The 17,404-nt window shown below is 47.6% G+C and carries 13 protein-coding genes; 3 read left to right on the top strand and 10 right to left on the bottom strand.

From position 1 onward, the window contains the following. Window positions 1–17 precede the first annotated feature (17 nt). From ACO08K_RS14435 to ACO08K_RS14425, 3 genes are all read left to right on the top strand, one after another. On the top strand, window positions 18–1,112 hold the full coding sequence (locus tag ACO08K_RS14435) for a DUF4185 domain-containing protein (RefSeq protein WP_421797109.1): 1,095 nt from the start codon (window positions 18–20) through the stop codon (window positions 1,110–1,112). A 53-nt stretch (window positions 1,113–1,165) separates the two neighbouring features. After that, the gene (locus ACO08K_RS14430; protein WP_421797108.1) at window positions 1,166–1,972 is read left to right on the top strand and encodes an alpha/beta fold hydrolase; all 807 of its coding nucleotides are present in this window, start codon (window positions 1,166–1,168) and stop codon (window positions 1,970–1,972) included. Between the two features lie 338 nt (window positions 1,973–2,310). Continuing rightward, complete coding sequence (locus ACO08K_RS14425) at window positions 2,311–3,726, top strand: hypothetical protein (protein ID WP_421797107.1); 1,416 nt, start codon at window positions 2,311–2,313, stop codon at window positions 3,724–3,726. A 125-nt stretch (window positions 3,727–3,851) separates the two neighbouring features. On the opposite strand, the gene glgP is transcribed toward ACO08K_RS14425, so the two are convergent. The 10 genes from glgP to ACO08K_RS14375 all read right to left on the bottom strand — a co-directional run bounded on the left by glgP (window position 3,852) and on the right by ACO08K_RS14375 (window position 17,235). Beyond that, entirely contained in the window at window positions 3,852–5,471 is a 1,620-nt protein-coding gene (glgP, locus tag ACO08K_RS14420) for an alpha-glucan family phosphorylase (protein ID WP_421797106.1), read from the bottom strand. A 106-nt stretch (window positions 5,472–5,577) separates the two neighbouring features. Continuing rightward, a complete protein-coding gene (locus tag ACO08K_RS14415) occupies window positions 5,578–7,353 on the bottom strand; it encodes a capsule assembly Wzi family protein (protein ID WP_421797105.1) in 1,776 nt (591 codons plus the stop codon). Window positions 7,354–7,549: 196 nt separating this feature from the next. Beyond that, entirely contained in the window at window positions 7,550–8,041 is a 492-nt protein-coding gene (rfaE2, locus tag ACO08K_RS14410) for a D-glycero-beta-D-manno-heptose 1-phosphate adenylyltransferase (protein WP_421797104.1), read from the bottom strand. Then, window positions 8,019–9,101: a lysylphosphatidylglycerol synthase transmembrane domain-containing protein gene (locus tag ACO08K_RS14405; RefSeq protein ID WP_421797103.1), complete on the bottom strand. Its 1,083-nt coding sequence runs from the start codon at window positions 9,099–9,101 to the stop codon at window positions 8,019–8,021. Before ACO08K_RS14405 ends, rfaE2 begins: the two co-directional genes overlap by 23 nt. Window positions 9,102–9,168: 67 nt before the next feature. Continuing rightward, window positions 9,169–9,795 (bottom strand): 16S rRNA (guanine(527)-N(7))-methyltransferase RsmG, encoded by a 627-nt coding sequence (gene rsmG / locus ACO08K_RS14400; RefSeq protein ID WP_421797102.1) that lies wholly within the window; start codon window positions 9,793–9,795, stop codon window positions 9,169–9,171. A 95-nt stretch (window positions 9,796–9,890) separates the two neighbouring features. After that, window positions 9,891–10,256 (bottom strand): transmembrane 220 family protein, encoded by a 366-nt coding sequence (locus ACO08K_RS14395; protein ID WP_421797101.1) that lies wholly within the window; start codon window positions 10,254–10,256, stop codon window positions 9,891–9,893. A gap of 410 nt (window positions 10,257–10,666) precedes the next feature. Then, window positions 10,667–11,302, bottom strand: coding sequence for a LuxR C-terminal-related transcriptional regulator (locus tag ACO08K_RS14390; protein ID WP_421797100.1), 636 nt, complete (start codon window positions 11,300–11,302; stop codon window positions 10,667–10,669). 296 nt (window positions 11,303–11,598) lie between these two features. Next, entirely contained in the window at window positions 11,599–12,114 is a 516-nt protein-coding gene (locus tag ACO08K_RS14385) for a hypothetical protein (RefSeq protein WP_421797099.1), read from the bottom strand. 120 nt (window positions 12,115–12,234) lie between these two features. Next, entirely contained in the window at window positions 12,235–13,860 is a 1,626-nt protein-coding gene (locus ACO08K_RS14380) for a SusD/RagB family nutrient-binding outer membrane lipoprotein (protein ID WP_421797098.1), read from the bottom strand. A 135-nt stretch (window positions 13,861–13,995) separates the two neighbouring features. Beyond that, entirely contained in the window at window positions 13,996–17,235 is a 3,240-nt protein-coding gene (locus tag ACO08K_RS14375; protein WP_421797097.1) for a SusC/RagA family TonB-linked outer membrane protein, read from the bottom strand. Between the last annotated feature and the right edge of the window lie 169 nt (window positions 17,236–17,404).

Raw genomic sequence — 17,404 nt, 5'->3', positions numbered from 1 at the left:
AAGAAATAGCCAGGTTCATGAAAATATATTCCCCCATTGCCATTTTACTACTCCTTGCCCGCATTTGCATTGCTCAGCCATTCGACACGGCAAAGTACAGCATCAAAGTGGAATGGTCCAAAACTGCAGATGAGTATTTCACCCATGATCCGGTTTGGCGTGGGGCCGATGGAGCGGCTTCGATTGACCTTGGAAACGGGAAGGTGTTGTGGCTGTTTAGCGATAGCTTCATCAGCGACTCGGCTGGCTCGAGGAAAAAATCAAAAATCATCCGGAACAGCATTGCCATTCAGGATGGCTTTGATTTACGCACCGCATCCTTGACGTTTTATTGGGATAAGTCTAAAAAAGAACCGGAAGCATTTTTCCACACCCCTGGTAATTTCTGGTTCTGGACCGGGCATGGCACCATGATCAAGGATAAGTTGCTGGTTTTTTTAATGAAGGTGCACGAAGTACCATCCGGCCTAGGCTTTGAAGTTTTTGGGTGGAGTGCAGTACTGATTGCAAACCTGCAGGAAGAACCTTCCACCTGGAAAATGCAATACCTGGACAGCCCCGAGACCTTTGGAACCATTGCTGGCTCCGCCGCAGTGCTTAAAGACAAAAACTACCTTTATGCCTATGGCGCTGTTGAGCCAGCCACCCATGAAGTATTCCTTTTGCGCTGGAAAATAAACAAGATTTACCAGGGCAAAATAAATAAACCGGAATGGTGGATCGCCGGAAAATGGAGCGCCCGGAAAATCGAAAAACCGATTCCTGAACCCCTATTCATTGGAGGCACCGAATATTCAGTCCATTATGACCCAGTTTTGAAAAAATACCTGCAAATCCAGTCCTTCGGTTTTGGTGAGGCAAAATTGGGGGTCAGAATGGCGGATCATTTGTACGGAAAATGGACGGAACCCTATCTGTTTTTTGCACCTGAATACCCGGGGGTAAAAAAGCCTTTTATGTACTCCGCCAAAGCCCACCCCGAGCTCCACGGTGATGGATTACAAATTACCTACAATGTCAATAGTTTTGATTTTGGAGAGCTGATTGAAAACCAGGGTATTTATTTTCCGAGGTTTGTGGTTGTGAAAATTGTGGAGAAAAAAGAGCCTTAGCGTTCTTATTGGTGGCTTTTTAATTTGAATTTTGCAGCATAAAAATGTAGAAAATGGAAATAGAAACCAAAGACAGTTTGACTTTTAAAAGTGGCTATTCAGAGGTGAATGGACTGAAAATGTATTACGAAATTTATGGACAAGGGAAACCAATTGTATTAATCCATGGTGGTGGTTCAACTATCCAGACAAGTTTTGAAAAAATCATACCTCTGCTTGCCCAAAACAGAAAAGTAATTGCAGTTGAATTACAAGCCCACGGTCGGACCAATGACCGAAACGCAGACCTTAGCTTTGAACAGGATGCAGATGATGTTGCTGTGCTGCTCAAAAACTTAAACATCGACCGTGCTGACTTTTTCGGTTTTAGCAATGGCGGAACTACTACTTTACAAATAGCGATTAGACATCCTGAAATGGTTGATAAAATGATTTTGGGTTCAGCTCTTGCCAAACGAAACGGCGCTCCTGAATGGTTTTGGGGCTTTATGGAACAAGCCAAGTTGGAAAATATGCCAGAACAACTGAAAACGGCATACCAACAAGTCGCGGCTGACCCAAATGGCTTACAAGTCATGCACGACAGAGATGCAAAAAGAATGGTAAATTTCAAAGACATTCCAGACGAGCAAATCAAATCGATTAAAGCCCCAACCCTCATCATCATAGGCGACAAGGACATGATTACCCCCGAACACGCCATTGAACTCCAGCGACAAATTACCAATTCTGAATTGGCCATCATTCCAGGTGGACACGGAGATTACATGGGGGAAATTACTACTATAAAACCAGGCTTTAAAACCAGCGACCTGGTTGTTCCGATTATTGAGAAGTTTCTTGATAAGGAAGGAAAGTAGACAAAGAATGACGAAGCATTCAGATCAGGCAATGGAAGTAGAAAATTGATCAGCTCAAACGCCCAGAAAGGTCAAACCTTTGACTTCTTGAACGAGGAAGAAGATTTGTATTCTGTAAGTGATTTGAAGGAAGTTTACAGTGGCTAAGATAAGGTGTATAAGGGAAAGGTGAAAGTGAAGGGGGTGAATGGGGTTGAGGTGGGCGTGAAACCAGGGAAGCCGAGATTTTAGCAATTTAATTTTATTGTTGTGTGACAGAATAAAAATCCATTTTCTTTGTTATAATAAAGAATGGGAAAATATTTATTTTTGTTATTATTTTGTTTTAATAAATAGTTATGAAACTCATACGTTCTCTGTTCCTGATTTTTTCAATTGGCCTCCTTCAATCAGGTATTTTACAAGGCCAAACCAGTTCTACCACAATCACAATCCATGAAGATGAAATCCCACAAAGTGCTTATGCGGTTGATGGCGCAGGTGTTCTATTTCTCAACAAAGCGTCGATGGAGCAAGCAAAACGGGTCGGCCTACGCGGCAATTATCCTGGGGTAAAAATATACCGCATCAATACGCAAGGACAAAAAGTATGGGAAGTATTGACCGGCCCTCAGTCTTTTCAAGGCCTTTTAGATGAAACCAGTGTAATGGGCAAAATGATTTTTTCTTCCGGCTTAGAAACTGTATATTTTGTTTCGGGAACCCAGCAAAAATTGGTGCTTACGCGGATCAATACCCAAGGAGAGACCAAAAGATTAGAGATTGAAAATCTTTTTGGCTACAATTTTCCTCATGCGATGTTTTGTACAAAAAATGAATTTGCAGTTATCATTCGTCGAAACGAGCCTGGTAAAAAAGGGATCCCAGCTAAAAAAATTTACTTCTTAGATACCTGGGATAATGATAATTTGACGAAACGTGAAATTACCCTCGAACTTCCATTGATTGAAAAAAACAGCGCATATTCGGATTGGTCTTATTATAGCAACTCGGATGATGCGATATACTTCGTGAGTCATTATACACCCGAGATGATACATGATACCAAAGTTCGCATTTTGAAAGTTGATTTTGCAGGTAAAGTCCAAGCTGATTTTATGCTGGATTTGGCAATTAACAAGAACCTGGGGATGTATAGTGTCACCAATCCTCGAATGCTCCATGGGGCAGGATATTTTGACACCAACATCAATCAAAGCGATATGGCCTCACTACTATTTGATATTAAAAACAATGCCATCTATACTTGGGGAGTAGGCCTTTGGACGGATCAAAAAAAGCGCAATGAAGGTTTTTATTTGAATAAATATGATTTGAATGGGCAATTGGAATGGACTACTCAGGAAGAAATACCAGAATCTTTTGTAAAAAACGGGCTGGTCAAGTCTGTATATGCCCTGCACAGTTTTAGTGTCTTACAGGTAAATTTTGATCAAACCCTGAGATTGCATTTTTTGGCCCTTGGCGCAATCTATACCCTTGAATTTTTCCCCCATGGAGATTTAAGGGGCTCTTTTTTCAACAATGATGTAGGCATAGGCACTCCAAACATCAGTGATGCCAGCTTTCATTTTGTTGACAGAGATACATCTCCTGCCTTCAATTTTTTACGAAAAAAATATGAAGCAGAGGCCAAGAACAAAGACTTTGCAAAAGGCGCTTTCCATTTCTTTCGCTTCTCAGATGGAGAACTACTTGCTGAGTTTCCCAAAATTTCGGACCGCTTTGACTTGCATTGGTTCAAGAGGGAATGAGGCCTATCATAGGAAGTTTTAAGTCAAATATCAAAGCGAAACTCTTGCTAATGGGTTAAATACAAAAGGGTTTGAGGGACTAAGCGCACCTCAAACCCTTCCAACATATTCAGTATCAGAACTCCCTACGCCTTATACAACAACTCATAATACTCCTCCAACATCCGTTTCACCGCAAACTGGTCCTTCGTACTCAGGATACTCGCCTTCATCATGGCGACCCATTTTTTGCGGTCCTTGTAGTAAGTTGGGATCACTTCGTTCAAAAGCACGTCGTAGAGTGCCTTCAGGTCATGAGCGTCGTGAGCCTCTACATCCTCTTCGTTTTCGTAGGCATCGCCAAATTGCCAGCCGTTCACGCCGTGCTCACAAGCTTCAGGCCACCAGCCGTCTAGGATGGAGAAATTCAATACCCCGTTCATGGCTGCCTTCATCCCTGAAGTACCACTCGCTTCGAGCGGACGACGCGGATTGTTCAACCAGATATCCGAGCCACGCGTGAGCATACGCCCGATCGCCATGTCGTAGTTTTCGAGGAAGATGACCGCTTTGGGGTATTGGCGCGCCATTTTCACCAGGTTGGCTACGATTCCTTTGCCCGTATCATCCAGCGGGTGTGCCTTACCCGAGAAAACGATCTGAACCTTGCGTGATTCCAGCAAGGGTGCAATTACCTCAGGATCAGTAAAGATTAAATCGGAACGCTTGTACGGTGCAGCACGGCGGGAGAAACCGATGATCAGGTTGTTCTCATCCAGGCGGTGCCCCGTTTTGGCTTCGATGAAGTCGATCATCGAACGTTTGTTCTGCAAGTGGGTTGCCCAAAGGTCACCGTCGTTTTCAGCCGCCGCAATCATTGCTGGATCTACCCAGGTAGGCAGGTGAATAGCGTTGGTAATGGCGATAATTTCTGAACGATCCTCAATTTCCGCCCACATTTTATTGGAAGTCTCGCCGTGCAATTGCGCTACGGCGTTTGACTTTTTGGACAAACGCAGTGCTCCAACAGTCATGTTGAATGGGCTGCCCCCCAGTTCTTCCAATTGCTCCCAAGTCAGGTGCATGTTTGCGCCCATGTACATGATGCGCTCGATGGGGTGCGACTCGTTGCCCTGTACAATAGGGGTATGGGTGGTGAACACGATTTCGCTTTTCACTGCATCCACCGCTTCTTCAAAATCCAGTTCTTCTTCTTCCATCTTTTCGCGCAGCAATTCAAAACCCGCGAAAAGGGCGTGCCCTTCGTTGAAGTGGTATACATCTACCTTGATGCCCAGTTTGCGGAGGGCCCGTACACCGCCGATGCCTAGTACAATTTCCTGAGCGATGCGCTCTTCGCCAAACCAGCCGTACAATTGACCGGTCACCCAGGTGTCGTTGTTGCCGGGGATGTCGGTATCCAGCAGATAGAGGGGAGCGTTGCCAAAGGCTTCTAGCTTCCACACTTTACATTCCACTTCCAGGCCACGAATTTCTACGGTAACACTGACGCCAGTGTCCTCCATAAAGTCGTAGTTGTAGTTGTGGTAGGTATCATAAGGCTTACCCATGGGGTCGATCCGCTGATCGGTGTAGCCTTGTTTCCATTTGATACCAATGCCAACGATGGGAAAATTGTGGTCTTTGGCGCCTTTCATGTAGTCGCCCGCCAGAATACCCAGACCACCTGCGTAAGCCTTGAAGGATTGGTCCAAGCCGTACTCCATACAGAAGTAGGCTACTGAAGGATTTGTTTGGGTTGCCATAAGTTGTGTTTATTGTTGAGGGGTTGAGAAGTTGAGGAGTTGAGAACGTTTGCGTCCAAGCCGCTGCGGTAGCCTCAACTCCTCAACCTCTCAACTTCTCAACTCATTAAAAGTCCATTCTAAGTTTCCCCATATTCACCCGTACTCCTGCACTGATGAATTGGGCTTTTTGATCTCGCGCATTTTCGGCGCTGTCCTTTCGGCGGTAAAAATACTGAAGATCAATGAAAACATTATGCGCTAATTGGTAACTCAGGTCCAAACCCAGCAAAGAAGTTTCAGCAGCGATACCCTGACCGATGAAATTGCCGTATTCGCGCTGGAATTTGTAGTTGTTGAGCAGGATGTTGCCGCCCCAGTTGTCAGTCGGACCATCTTCTCCAAAATTGGCTCGGATGTAGCGAACATCCAACACCAGTTTTTTGAAAGGCTGGTAGCGCAGCATGGCGATGAATTCTTTAAAATTCGCACCGAGTGGATGTGCCAGGGGTTGGTTGATCTGAGTATAGGTGGATGCTGTGTCGAAGTGGGCGTAGGTGTAAGGCCGAGCCAGGTTGTACTCCAATTGCAAGTCCAGGTGATCTATCCCCAGTGCATTCACGTATTTCAAGCCAGCTTGCAACGCAAATTTGTTGGCCCAATAGCCTTGGTTGTCAGAGATGAGGCGTTTGAATAAAAATTCATCAATGGTCAACTGGCCGTAGAGTTGAATTTTGCGAAACAGGTTCCACTTGCCATCAAAACCCAGGATCACGTTGTCCGGGCTTCCCAAACCTTGCTCCACTGCCCGATAGAAAATGACTGGATTGAGGTAGTGGAATTCAAAGTGATCGGGCCGGGAGAACATCACGGTTTCAAAAAGTCCCAGGTTGAGATTTGGCCCCAGGTTGATGCTCAGGTGGTGAGCGGCCATGTATTTTTTCTTTTCAATGACATTGTTGCTGTTAAAATTGGGTGAGGAGGACACCATCTCGGCAAAAATGTTTTGAAAATGAAACTTCCAGATGTGCCAATTGAGCTTGAGGTAAAAATAATTAGGTGCAAAATCGGACAACAGTAAGGAGCGGTAGCCATTGCCGATAAAATTGCGGCCAAAACCAACTTGCGTACCAATGTGCCGCGTCAAATTGAACCCGACATAGCCATCACTCAGCAAAAAATCATAGCCATTGTTGAATTTCAGAAACTTGCTGTTGTAATTTTTTACCAAAGCTGCACCGGGTAAAGCATAGGTTTTGTTGTACAAATCCCGCACATACTGGGGGTATTGGGCCTGATTTTCCAGCAAGTTCATGTATACAAATACCCGATCATCGATGCCTGCCCGCAATTCTACACCTCGTGAGTATTGGAAAAATTTTTGAGTATCATCGTTGGTTTTGCCCAGTTGCATGTTGAGGACTGGGTTGAGCCGCAAATGAAAATCGGGGGTATTTACCTCAAAAAGGTTGGCTGGCGTTGGGTAAAGCCATTTGAAGAGCTGCCGTTTGCTGCGTTGGTAATGGGTGCTGCGCAAACTGGCTTCGATCATGTTCACCACACTATCCCCTCTTGGCTGGTATTTGGGGCCACCAATGGTATTGGGCAAAGCGGCTTGCCCCAGCCATTCATTGTTGTCGAGAAAAAGGTAGTTCAAATCCTCCCGATCCAGGGTAGACCAATTGACAGAGGATAAGGAATCCAGTTGTAAGGCAAATTGGGTGACTTTGCTGCGGGCGTAGTATTTGAGCGAGGAGTGATAAGGCGCTTCGATTCCGCCGAGGATTTCTAGGCGATCCAGGATGGAGTAGGCGTAGTTGCCACGGGGAATGGGGCTGCTTTGGGCGTGGGCGTTTCCTGTCGCGATGAGGAACAGGAAGAAAAAAAGGAGTTGTTTTCTCATGTGCGAATTTTCAATGGCGTGGATTGTCTCCAAGCTTTTTCCAAAGCGACATATTTTTTCACAAAGGACACAAAGGCAGCACAAAGGGCACAAAGTTAGACGTTGACGCCGCTTTGTGCCCTTTGTGCTGCTTTTGTGTCCTTTGTGCTCATTTTGTCGCTTTGGGAGAATATTGGGAGTCAATCTATGTCAATCGTTAACTATTCTTGATCTTTTGTTCAATCGAAGTCGTAGAGTACCCCTCCACAAAAGGCAAGGTCATCACTTTTCCACCCCTCCCTAGCACAATATCAGCCCCAACGATGCTTTCCGGCGCATAATCTCCTCCTTTCACCAGAATATCCGGTTGGAGCGCCTGGAGCAAATCCCAGGGAGTATCTTCTTCAAACGTGACTACTATATCGATAAATTGTAGGGAGGCCATTTGCCAGATGCGGGTATGCTCGTCGTTGATGGGGCGATGCGGCCCTTTCAGGCGCGATACCGAAGCAGCCGAATTCAGGCCCAGCACCAGCCTTTGCCCCAAGTCCCGGGCTTGTGCCAGATAGTGCAAATGCCCGTAATGCAAAAGGTCGAAGCAACCATTGGTAAACACTACCTTTTCGCCCAGAGCTTGCCATTCCCGCACTTTCTGGCTTGCAGCATCCCAATCCAGGATTTTAGCTTCAATTTGTGCCAGCATGCTCATGGCTCAAGGTTTTGGGTTGGTAGTTGCGGTTTACTACGGGCAACAACAGCCAGGAAGCCAAGCCAATCCCCACGTTACCACCCAATTGGATGGTAAAGAAGGAGATGTTGGCCCAGGAAAAACCATCATCCCCACTGATGCCGTACATGGCCAGCGCGGTTTGTGCCAAAAAATGGTAGGTGCCCATCCCCCCAGGCGAAGGAATCACAATGCCCCAACCGCCAAACACAAAAGTGATCAGCGCGGCTACCAGGGAAAGGTGTGCGGTGGGGGGAAAAGCATGGAAATTGAGATAAGTCATGGAATAGTACATGAACCAAATCAAAAAACTGTGGAATACAAACAACCAGGGGCGCTCCAATTGGCGTACCGTTTGGATGCCTTGCCAAAAACCTTGTGCCAGATTGGTGATTTTTTGTCCAATGCTGGTCGCCAGCAGTGGTTTGCGGAAGTACCACAGTACACCAAAACCAAGGAGCATCAGCGGAATGCCCCACAAGATCATTTTTTGCAAAAGCGCAATTTTATCTGCAATTGATACATGTTGCTTAGCAAAAGCGAGGATGGTATCGTATTCCAGGCCAATCGACAGGGCGGTAACCAGCAAAATGCTGATCACATCAATCACCCGATCCACCACCACGGTGCCCATTACTTTTTCCACCGGAATTTTTTCGTATTGTGCCATGGTACCCGCCCGCAAAACCTCACCTAAACGGGGCAAACCCAGATTGGCAAAATAACCAATCATGATGCAGAAAAAGGAATTGATGAGCCGTGGCGTATAACCCAGCGGTTTGATCAACATGTTCCAGCGAATCGCCCGGGAAATGTTGCTTACCACAAAGGCACAAAGCACCAAAAACAACCAGCTTACTCTTACTGTGCCAAAATCGTGAACTACTTTATCAATCAAACTACATTCTTCGCCGGGAATTCCCTTCAAGGCGCATTCTGCCTGAAAAGCAGCATTTTGATGGCGGTACAAAAGGTACAAAATGACAACGCCAACGCCCAGGAATAAGAGAAACTTCAAAAAATTGAGCAAATATCGTGGCATAAGTGGTGATTAGAGGTAAGTCAAAGGGGTGATGAATAGACGGTTCCCATTGCTGTAAACGACTCTTTTAAGCTTGAACGTACACAGCATATTTTTCCTCATAATAAGGATCTTTAAAAAAGTTGCTGAGGGGAATTTTGTTCACAAAAGATCCTTTCGGCAAAGCCGCAATTTCTTCACGCAGATTTCCACCCTTGAGCGTGATCAGGCCATTGGGCAAGGCGTGCTGCTGCTTGCGCTTGATGAGTGGCCAACTCCAGGCACACAGTTTATCCAGCGTTGTCACGGCCCGACAGACGGTAAAGTCAAACTGTCGCTTGAGTTCTTCGGCGCGGGCATGCTGGGCATCCACGTTTTTTAATCCCAAAGCCTGGGCAATTTCCTTGACGACCAGGATTTTTTTACCTGTTCCATCCACCAACGTAAACTGGGTTTCGGGAAAAACAATCGCCAGTGGAATCCCTGGCAAACCGCCCCCCGTACCAATGTCGAGTATCTCTGCACCGGGTTTGAACTGCACCACCTTAGCGATGCCCAATGAATGGAGGATGTGGTGCGCATAAAGGGAATCAATGTCCTTGCGCGATACAACGTTGATCTTGGCATTCCACTCCCGGTACAATTCGTCCAACTGCGCAAATTGCGCCTGTTGTTGGGCGTTGAGGTTGGGAAAATAGTCTAGGATAACCTGCATCGATTGGCTTGGCTTTTTTTGTACGCCGCAAAGATAACAAAACTGGAGTAGTTGAGCAGTTGAGGGCTTGAGAAGTTGAGACTACCACACAATACTCAAGCTTTTTGACTTTTGCGCAAGCGATACCATTGCCACCCCAATGCCGACATACACACCACCAGGCCCAAAAACTCCCGGGTCAGCTCAATGTGTGGAGCTTCGGCTTTCATGTGTGCCACAATTGTCGGCATACCCATTTGAACCCAATGGATAAAATCGGGCAGGAGGGTCAACATCCAAATGGCACTCACGCCCAGCCCCAGGATTAGCATAAACTTATTGCTTTTGCCAAAGGCAGCCATGCCGCAGGCAGCCGCTACATACAGGTACAAAGCAGCCCAGCCCCAGGGATCTGGGTCGTTGTATTGGACCACCGCAAAAAGAATAAACAGCACCGCAAGAATCAAATTGAGGACTTTCATAGTATGGTTGATTTTGTGGAGGAAAGTTAGAAAAAAGGAAACAGTTTTGTAACTATTTAGCAGCCGCCTGCGGCGGGATTTTTCACCACGAAGACACTAAGACGCAAAGACACCAAGAGACAACATTTTTGCGCTTAATATCTTTGTGCCTTAGTGTCTTAGTGGTATAAAATAAAAAACCGCCGCAGGCGGCTGCTAAATAGTTACACAGTTTTAATGGAAAACCCCAAAACTTCCCGCTCTACAAAGCCCTGAAGGGGCGTCATCTCCCAATAAAGGGCACCGCCCTTTTTACTTTAAGGGCAAGGCCCTTAAAGTAAAAAAGCCACCTCTGTCACAAAGAGGTGGCCAATCAAAATTAGTATGAAAAAACTCTCAGTCTTTCGCGTGTAAGCACACGCTTCCGGGGTTTAAATCAATTTTTCCAGTGTTGCTTTTTCAATGGCGTCGGCCTTGGAGTGCACCTCCAGTTTGCCGTAAATGTTTTTGATGTGCGAGCGCACTGTTTCTTTGTCTACGTACAAAATGTCGGCAATTTGGGTATAACTTTTTCCCCGCGCCATCCAGCTGAGTACCTCGCGTTCACGGGGCGTAAGCAAAGAATCGTTGTTTTTGAAAAAAGAAGCCACCACCAGGCGGGCCACATTCATGGTCATGGGGGCACCACCATCCTGAATTTCGCGGATGGCTTCGAGCAGTTTGAGTGGCGAGACATCACGGGTCAAAAAACCTCCAGCCCCGGCTTTCAACATATGAAAAACGAGGTCCTCATCCTCCCGTTCAGATACGACAATGATTTTGACCAGTGGCAAGAGGCGCCGAATGGCCGCGATACTGGACAACTCTTCCACATCGGGTTGCCCCAATAAGAACAGCAATACGTCTGGTGAGTCCTTGTTCAGATCTCCCAGCGCCTCTTTGGCCGAGGCATACACATGTGCAACCTGCAGACCAGCAGTACCATTGATGAGCAAGGACAAGCCTTTGGCATTGGGGGATTGCCCATCAATAATAGCCACTCTGATCGGTCGAGCTTGGGCTATCATAAGTCAGTCGGGTTTGGATAAATCAACTTGTGGTCCTCAACTCAGCACGCTAAATGTATTGTCAATTCCCACAAGTCTGCTATATCAACAAAGTGATCATTTTTTTAAAAAGGTTGCAAAAAACAGAGGGTTTAGGTGTTAAAATTGGGTGATTTTGTCAGGTGTTTTACCAAATTGAAAAAACATGTCAACTTGAACGTTTTCTTAAAAACCCCTAAGGTGCACCTTAAGTGTCTTCGGTTTCTAAGGTGGTGAAAAAACTTCTTTACTACCTTAGAAACCGAAGAATCACCTAGCTAGGGTTTAACATCTATTTCTATAAAAGGTGTGAAACTGGCATATTGCCCCTGAATGATACTCGGCGCCGAGTTGGCTGGGCTCATCACCCGTCCATCTGTCAGCGTCACATGGTTTTCCAGCAGAATTTTGTCTCCTGCTTTCAGACTAGAGATACCTGCCAATTTAAAGGCCTTAACCACATCCGCCGCAGTAATGACTCCCCGGGCTTTTCCGTTTGTGAAAGCTGAACCTGGCAAACTTAACAATACCTCATTTTTAACGGTATCGGTTTTGCTAATGTATCCCCCAATCAATTCCACTTTTTGTATATTGTTGTTGATCGAATAGGCATCAAATTCAAAAGTGCTGCTGTTGATGTTGGCCAATTTAAGTGAACTTTTGTCGGCATCAATGACTATGCGCATATTGGCCCCTTCCAGGAAAGGAGGAATACGAATTGCATCTTCGTCTTCACAGGCAAACAAACCGCAGAGCAACAGCGATAAAAAGAAAAATTTATGGATGGTTTTCATACGTGTTATTTTTGGCCACAAAGACACTAAGGCACAAAAGTCAATGTTTAAACTTAGTGGCTTAGTGGCTTAGTGCCTTTGTGGCTACTTAAAAAACGCGAGCCGAAGGCCGCGCAATTATTAATTTTGGTCCCAAAAAACCTTATCCGTAGCAATCACCCGCTGCGTTTTTGGCGCATTGGGATTGATTTGTAAGTCGCTAGTCGGATAGGGGAAGGACACGATGTAATTGCGGATCAACTCCGTATTGGGGTTGTTGTCCGTACTGGGATCGAAGGGCTTGGGATAACCCGTGCGGCGGATGTCGTTGTAGGCTTCAATGCTGAACCCAAAGTTGGCGATCCATTTTTGAGTCATGATCAACTCCAACTTGCGCGCATCATTGGCAGCTTGGTACAGCGCCAGAATTTTGCCTACGTATTCATCAATGCTGGCCTTGCTGATGGTCGCTACCCCTGCCGTGGTCGCAATGCGATTCACTTCGGCAAAAGATTCCTCCATCGCCAGTTTGAACAAGTTCTCCGCATTTTCGCCCGTGTTGCGGGTGAGCGCCAATTCTGCCCGGATGTACAGGCTGTTGAAATAGGTCAACATGCGGTGCAAACCTGCGCCCCGCAAGCCACTGCTAAAGGTTGCAGCACCACCGCGGCCATCGTCAAATTTGCCTCCCGCTGGATACAGTCCCAACACTGTTTTGGAAGTGTTTTGGTCAAAACCCTCGTTGGGGTCAATGTTCAGAGAGCCAAACCAGATCGACACAAAGCCCCCATCCCGGTAGGATACCGCGTTTTGGGCAGGTTGTGCTGGGGTCAGCTGGTTGTAGAAGTAATACGGAATCCGTGGGTCAACAATGTCCTTAAAGATGGTATTCAGCTGGCTTTTGCCTTGCATAATTTGGTAGAAATAAGGACTGATGTTGTAAGCCGGACTGTTCTGGGTGTACTCATCGATGAAAGTTGGGTGCCGGGTATCGGGAGACACCACATTGCCGTACAACATTTCAAAATCGTCGGTCGCAGCCCCCATCAACTTGTTGCCCGTTAGCAGGGATTTAACTGCGGCATCATCGTAGACGGGAGTTAGGCGGGCCTGGTTGTAGAGGCGCAATTTGAGGGTATTGCCAAAACGTTGCCATTTGGCCACGTCCCCGGCAAAGTACAGGTCGGAGTTCCCCATCCGTACATTGCTTACTTTGGCCAGATTGGTCTGAGCTTCATCAACGAGTTTGAGCAAATCTGCATACACCTGACTGCCTGTATCAAATACCGGATAAGGTTTGAGCGAACCCAAATTGGCTTCCCGATAAGGCACATCGCCCCACACGTCGACCAGGGTACCCATCGTAAAAGCGGTCAGCAATTGAGCAGCTCCCACAAAATTCCAGGCTTCATCTTCGGTGCCTACGTCGATGATGCGCCGCAGGTCGGTCAGGGCAATGGTATACAATTGTTCCCAGGGATCGCTGACCGCACCATCGCCACCCTGCGCAAAATAGCTATTGAAGTTGTTGCGCGTTACAATGTAGTGCGAAAAGCAGGCCGCTGGTTCGCCCAAGCCCTGACTGTGTATGGAAAGGGCATTGGACATGGCCAATTCCGCATAGGGCAACAATTGGGTCAGGGGGACATCGGTGGGGTTGTTGGGATCCACGTTGATGTCCAGAAAGCCTTTTTCGCAGGCGGGCAGCACCAGTAAGGCTACCGCGACGATGAGGCTTTGGAGAAGGTATTTATGTTTGGTTTTCATGTATTCGTTTTTTTGGGGTTGAGGAGTTGAGGAGTTGAGAAGTTGAGGCTACCGCAGCGTTTTTGACAGAGATTTTGTCTAAGTTACTGCGGCAGCCTCAACCTTCTCAACCTTCCTAAACCTCCTCAACCTTCATTAGAAAGTCGCTTGCAAATTCAAACCCACTCGCCGAACCGAAGGCGCAGCCTGATACTCAAAACCCACAAAGTTTTGGCTACCAAAAGTGCTGGTTTCAGGATCGAATCTGGTCGATTTGGGGAAATTGGGTGCCCGGTACCAAAGATTACGGCCAGTCAAACTGATGCGCAAAGAGCCCAGGAAAGTGCGCTGCAACAGGTTTTTGGGCAAGGTGTAACCCAGGCTGACCTCGCGGATGCGGATGGTGGTAGCGTCAAACACGCCCCATTCGTCGTTACCGTTCACCGCGAAGGTGTTGCCGAAGTACAAGTCATTCATTTCCAGCTGGATGTTGTTCGGGATTTTGTTGCCTCTTTCATCCAGTAAGGGCTTGTTGGTGTCGGGATCACCCAGGAAGCCAGGAATGATGTAGTTCATTTCCCGCTTTTCAGTGTCTTTCAACACCCCACGACCCAACATCTGATTGACTGTGCCAGAGTACAAATCGCCACCTTTGCGGTAATCGAGTACCACACTCAGACTCAGACCCCGGAAGGAGAAGGTGTTGGTCAAACCCAGGATAAAGTCTGGATTGGGATCACCTACAATTTCTTCCTGCAAAGCCGTAATCAACTGACCATTGCTGGGATCGATCAACAAATTGCCCTCATCGTCGCGCAAGGAAACTGTGCCCCGAATCGCCCCGTAAGGCAAACCCGGGCGCAATACGGGCGTCACACTACCGGCAAACAAACCCTGGATTTCGATTTCCTCCAAGCCCGGAGCCAGTTCGCGCACCAGGTTTTTGTTGTGGGTAAAAGTGGTGTAGATGTTCCAGTTTACCCCTTTTTCCGAGCGCAACGGATCAAGGCTCAGCCCCACTTCGATGCCTTCATTGTCCAACACCCCAAAGTTGGTCAGCAAGTTGCTGAAACCCGAAGCAGCGGGCAGTGACAAACGCCCGATTTGATCCGTGGTACGGGTTTTATAATAAGTCATATCCAGGCCGATCCGCCCGGTGAAAAACTTCAGTTCGGTACCAATTTCCACACTGCGGGTAAACTCCGGTTTCAGGTTGGGATCGGTAGCCGTATTGGACAAGGTGGCAGCAGACAAACCACGGAAAGGGAAGTCGTTTTGGCGAATGCCACCTACCAAATTTTGGCTGTTGCCCAGGTTGATCAGATAAATTGGTGATAGTGCATAGGCCGGTGCATCATTACCCACGGTGGCCCAGCTAGCCCGGATTTTACCGAAATTCAATACCGAAGACTTCATCTTCAAGGCATCGGTGAATACCAGTGAGCCATTCACACCAGGATAGAAGAAGCTGCGGTTTTCAGCGGGCAAGGTGGAAGACCAGTCGTTGCGCCCGGTGAAATTCACAAAAGCCCAGCCCCGATAATCGAGGGTCAAGTCCGTAAATACACCGTACAACCTACGCCGCTCGTAGTCTCCACCGAATGGAATGACATTGGAGGTGTTATCGAGATCCAAAATGTCAAAATTGACCATGCCTTGCCCCCTGAACCTTTGCTCATTGGTAGTGCGTTGGTTCAGGTTATGTCCAACTACGGCTTTGAAGCCAAAATCCGAATTGAGTTGTGTGGTGGCCGTCAACAGGAAGTTGGACTCAATTTCCGTAAAGCTGGTGTTGCCTTCGGCGATTTGACCAATCCCTCCTGCGCCCCGTGAGCCGGGCCGAAACCATTCTTTGTCGTTTTGGGAATAGTTGTTGATGCCAATTTTGTATGCAGCACTCAACCAGGAAGTCAGATCGTAGGCAGCGCCCAAACTGGCGACGACACGGTTGACATTGCCCCCAAATCCATCGTATTTGGTACTCCAGTAGGGATTGGTGGCTGAACCCACTGGCAAAAAGAATACTGATCCCCGGGTAGTGGGGTCTTCAAAAGGTAGCTCCTGCAGCGGCCAGTTGCGGCCCAGGAACATGGTACGACCAAAGGCCGAAGCGTTACCTACGGCGTTGTTGGCTCCACCGGCAGGGCCAAATTGCACCGTGTTGGTAAAGGCCAGGTTGCCGTTGAGCACGAGGCCATTGTCCAGTTTGGTGCTTCCACCCAAACTGACGTTGAATCTTTTAAAGGAAGAATTAGGAATGTAACCCGTTTGATCCAGCTTCGACAGCGTGGCGATCAGGCTACTTTTATTGGTGCCACCCGAGAGCGTCAGGGAGTTTTCCAGGACAACCCCTGTTTCAAAAAAGTCCTTGACGTTGTTGGGATAAGCCTGGTAAACGTGTTTTTTACCCCGCAAAGTAGCAAAGGCATTGCCATAAGCGGCCCACATCGGAATGGAATCGATGGTGGGGTAGTTGACGGCACTTTTGAATGGTGCCCCCCAGGAGCCATTGGAAAATGCAAACACAAAGCCCGTGCCCGTACCATAAGTGTTCTGATAATCAGGTACATTGGCGATGTTTTCCAAGGCTACCGAAGATGAGTAGGTGATCTCCAGACCCTTCTTCGACACCTTGGAGCTCCCCGTTTTGGTGGTGATCAACAATACGCCATTGGCGGCGCGGATGCCGTAAAGGGCCGCGGCTGCCCCACCCTTGAGTACGTTGATGGATTCGATGTTGTTGGGGTCCAAATCGGCCAGACGGCTGGAAAATGCCCCACCACCGACCAGCTGGCTATTGCCCCCGGCACTGATCCCGTTGGTTTCGTTGTTGTACGGAATCCCGTCTACCACGATCAAGGGTTGGTTGTTGCCAAAAAACGAACGGTTGCCCCGCAAGGTGATGCGGGTAGCACTGCCGGGTACCCCACTGGAGCCGATGATGTTGACCCCGGGCACTTTGCCCGAAAGGCTGCGCAACATGTCGGGTTCGCTGGTTTGTTGCACTTTTTCGGCGTCGACCCGCTCGATGGAATAACCCAGGGCTTTTTGCCCGCGGGAAATCCCGACTGCAGTGACGACCACTTCGTTGAGTTTGAGGATATCGGACTCCAGGTTCAGGTCGATGGTGCTGCGTCCATTTATGTTTTCTTCAATGGTGGCAAAACCGGTGTAGCTGAATACCAAAATCCCATCACTGGGAGCACTCAGGGCGTATTTGCCATCAATATCGCTTACAGTGCCCCGCGTTGTTCCTTTGATAAAAATACTGACCCCGGGTAGAGTGAGTCCATCCTCTTTCGATCGGACGGTCCCGCTAACATTGAGGTCTTGGGCCAGCAAGGGGCCTGCGCATAGCAGTAGCCCGATGGCCAACAAGTACAAATTTGGCTTCATCCTTACATAGGTTAGTGAGTGATTGATTACAGTCGTGAAAAATTTTGCGCCAGCGTCAAAAAATCTGTGCTTAAAGATAGAGGGGTGAGGCCGAGTGGGAAATCCTGCAAAATGGGGGATTTTTTAGGCGACGAAATGCAGTTTTTCGGACACAAAATGCAGTTTTTTA

Source organism: Haliscomenobacter sp. (genome assembly GCF_965225875.1).
Taxonomy (GTDB): domain Bacteria; phylum Bacteroidota; class Bacteroidia; order Chitinophagales; family Saprospiraceae; genus Haliscomenobacter.
The sequence above is the reverse complement of the archived record's forward strand: the minus strand, read 5'-3'. Positions and strand labels throughout refer to the sequence as shown.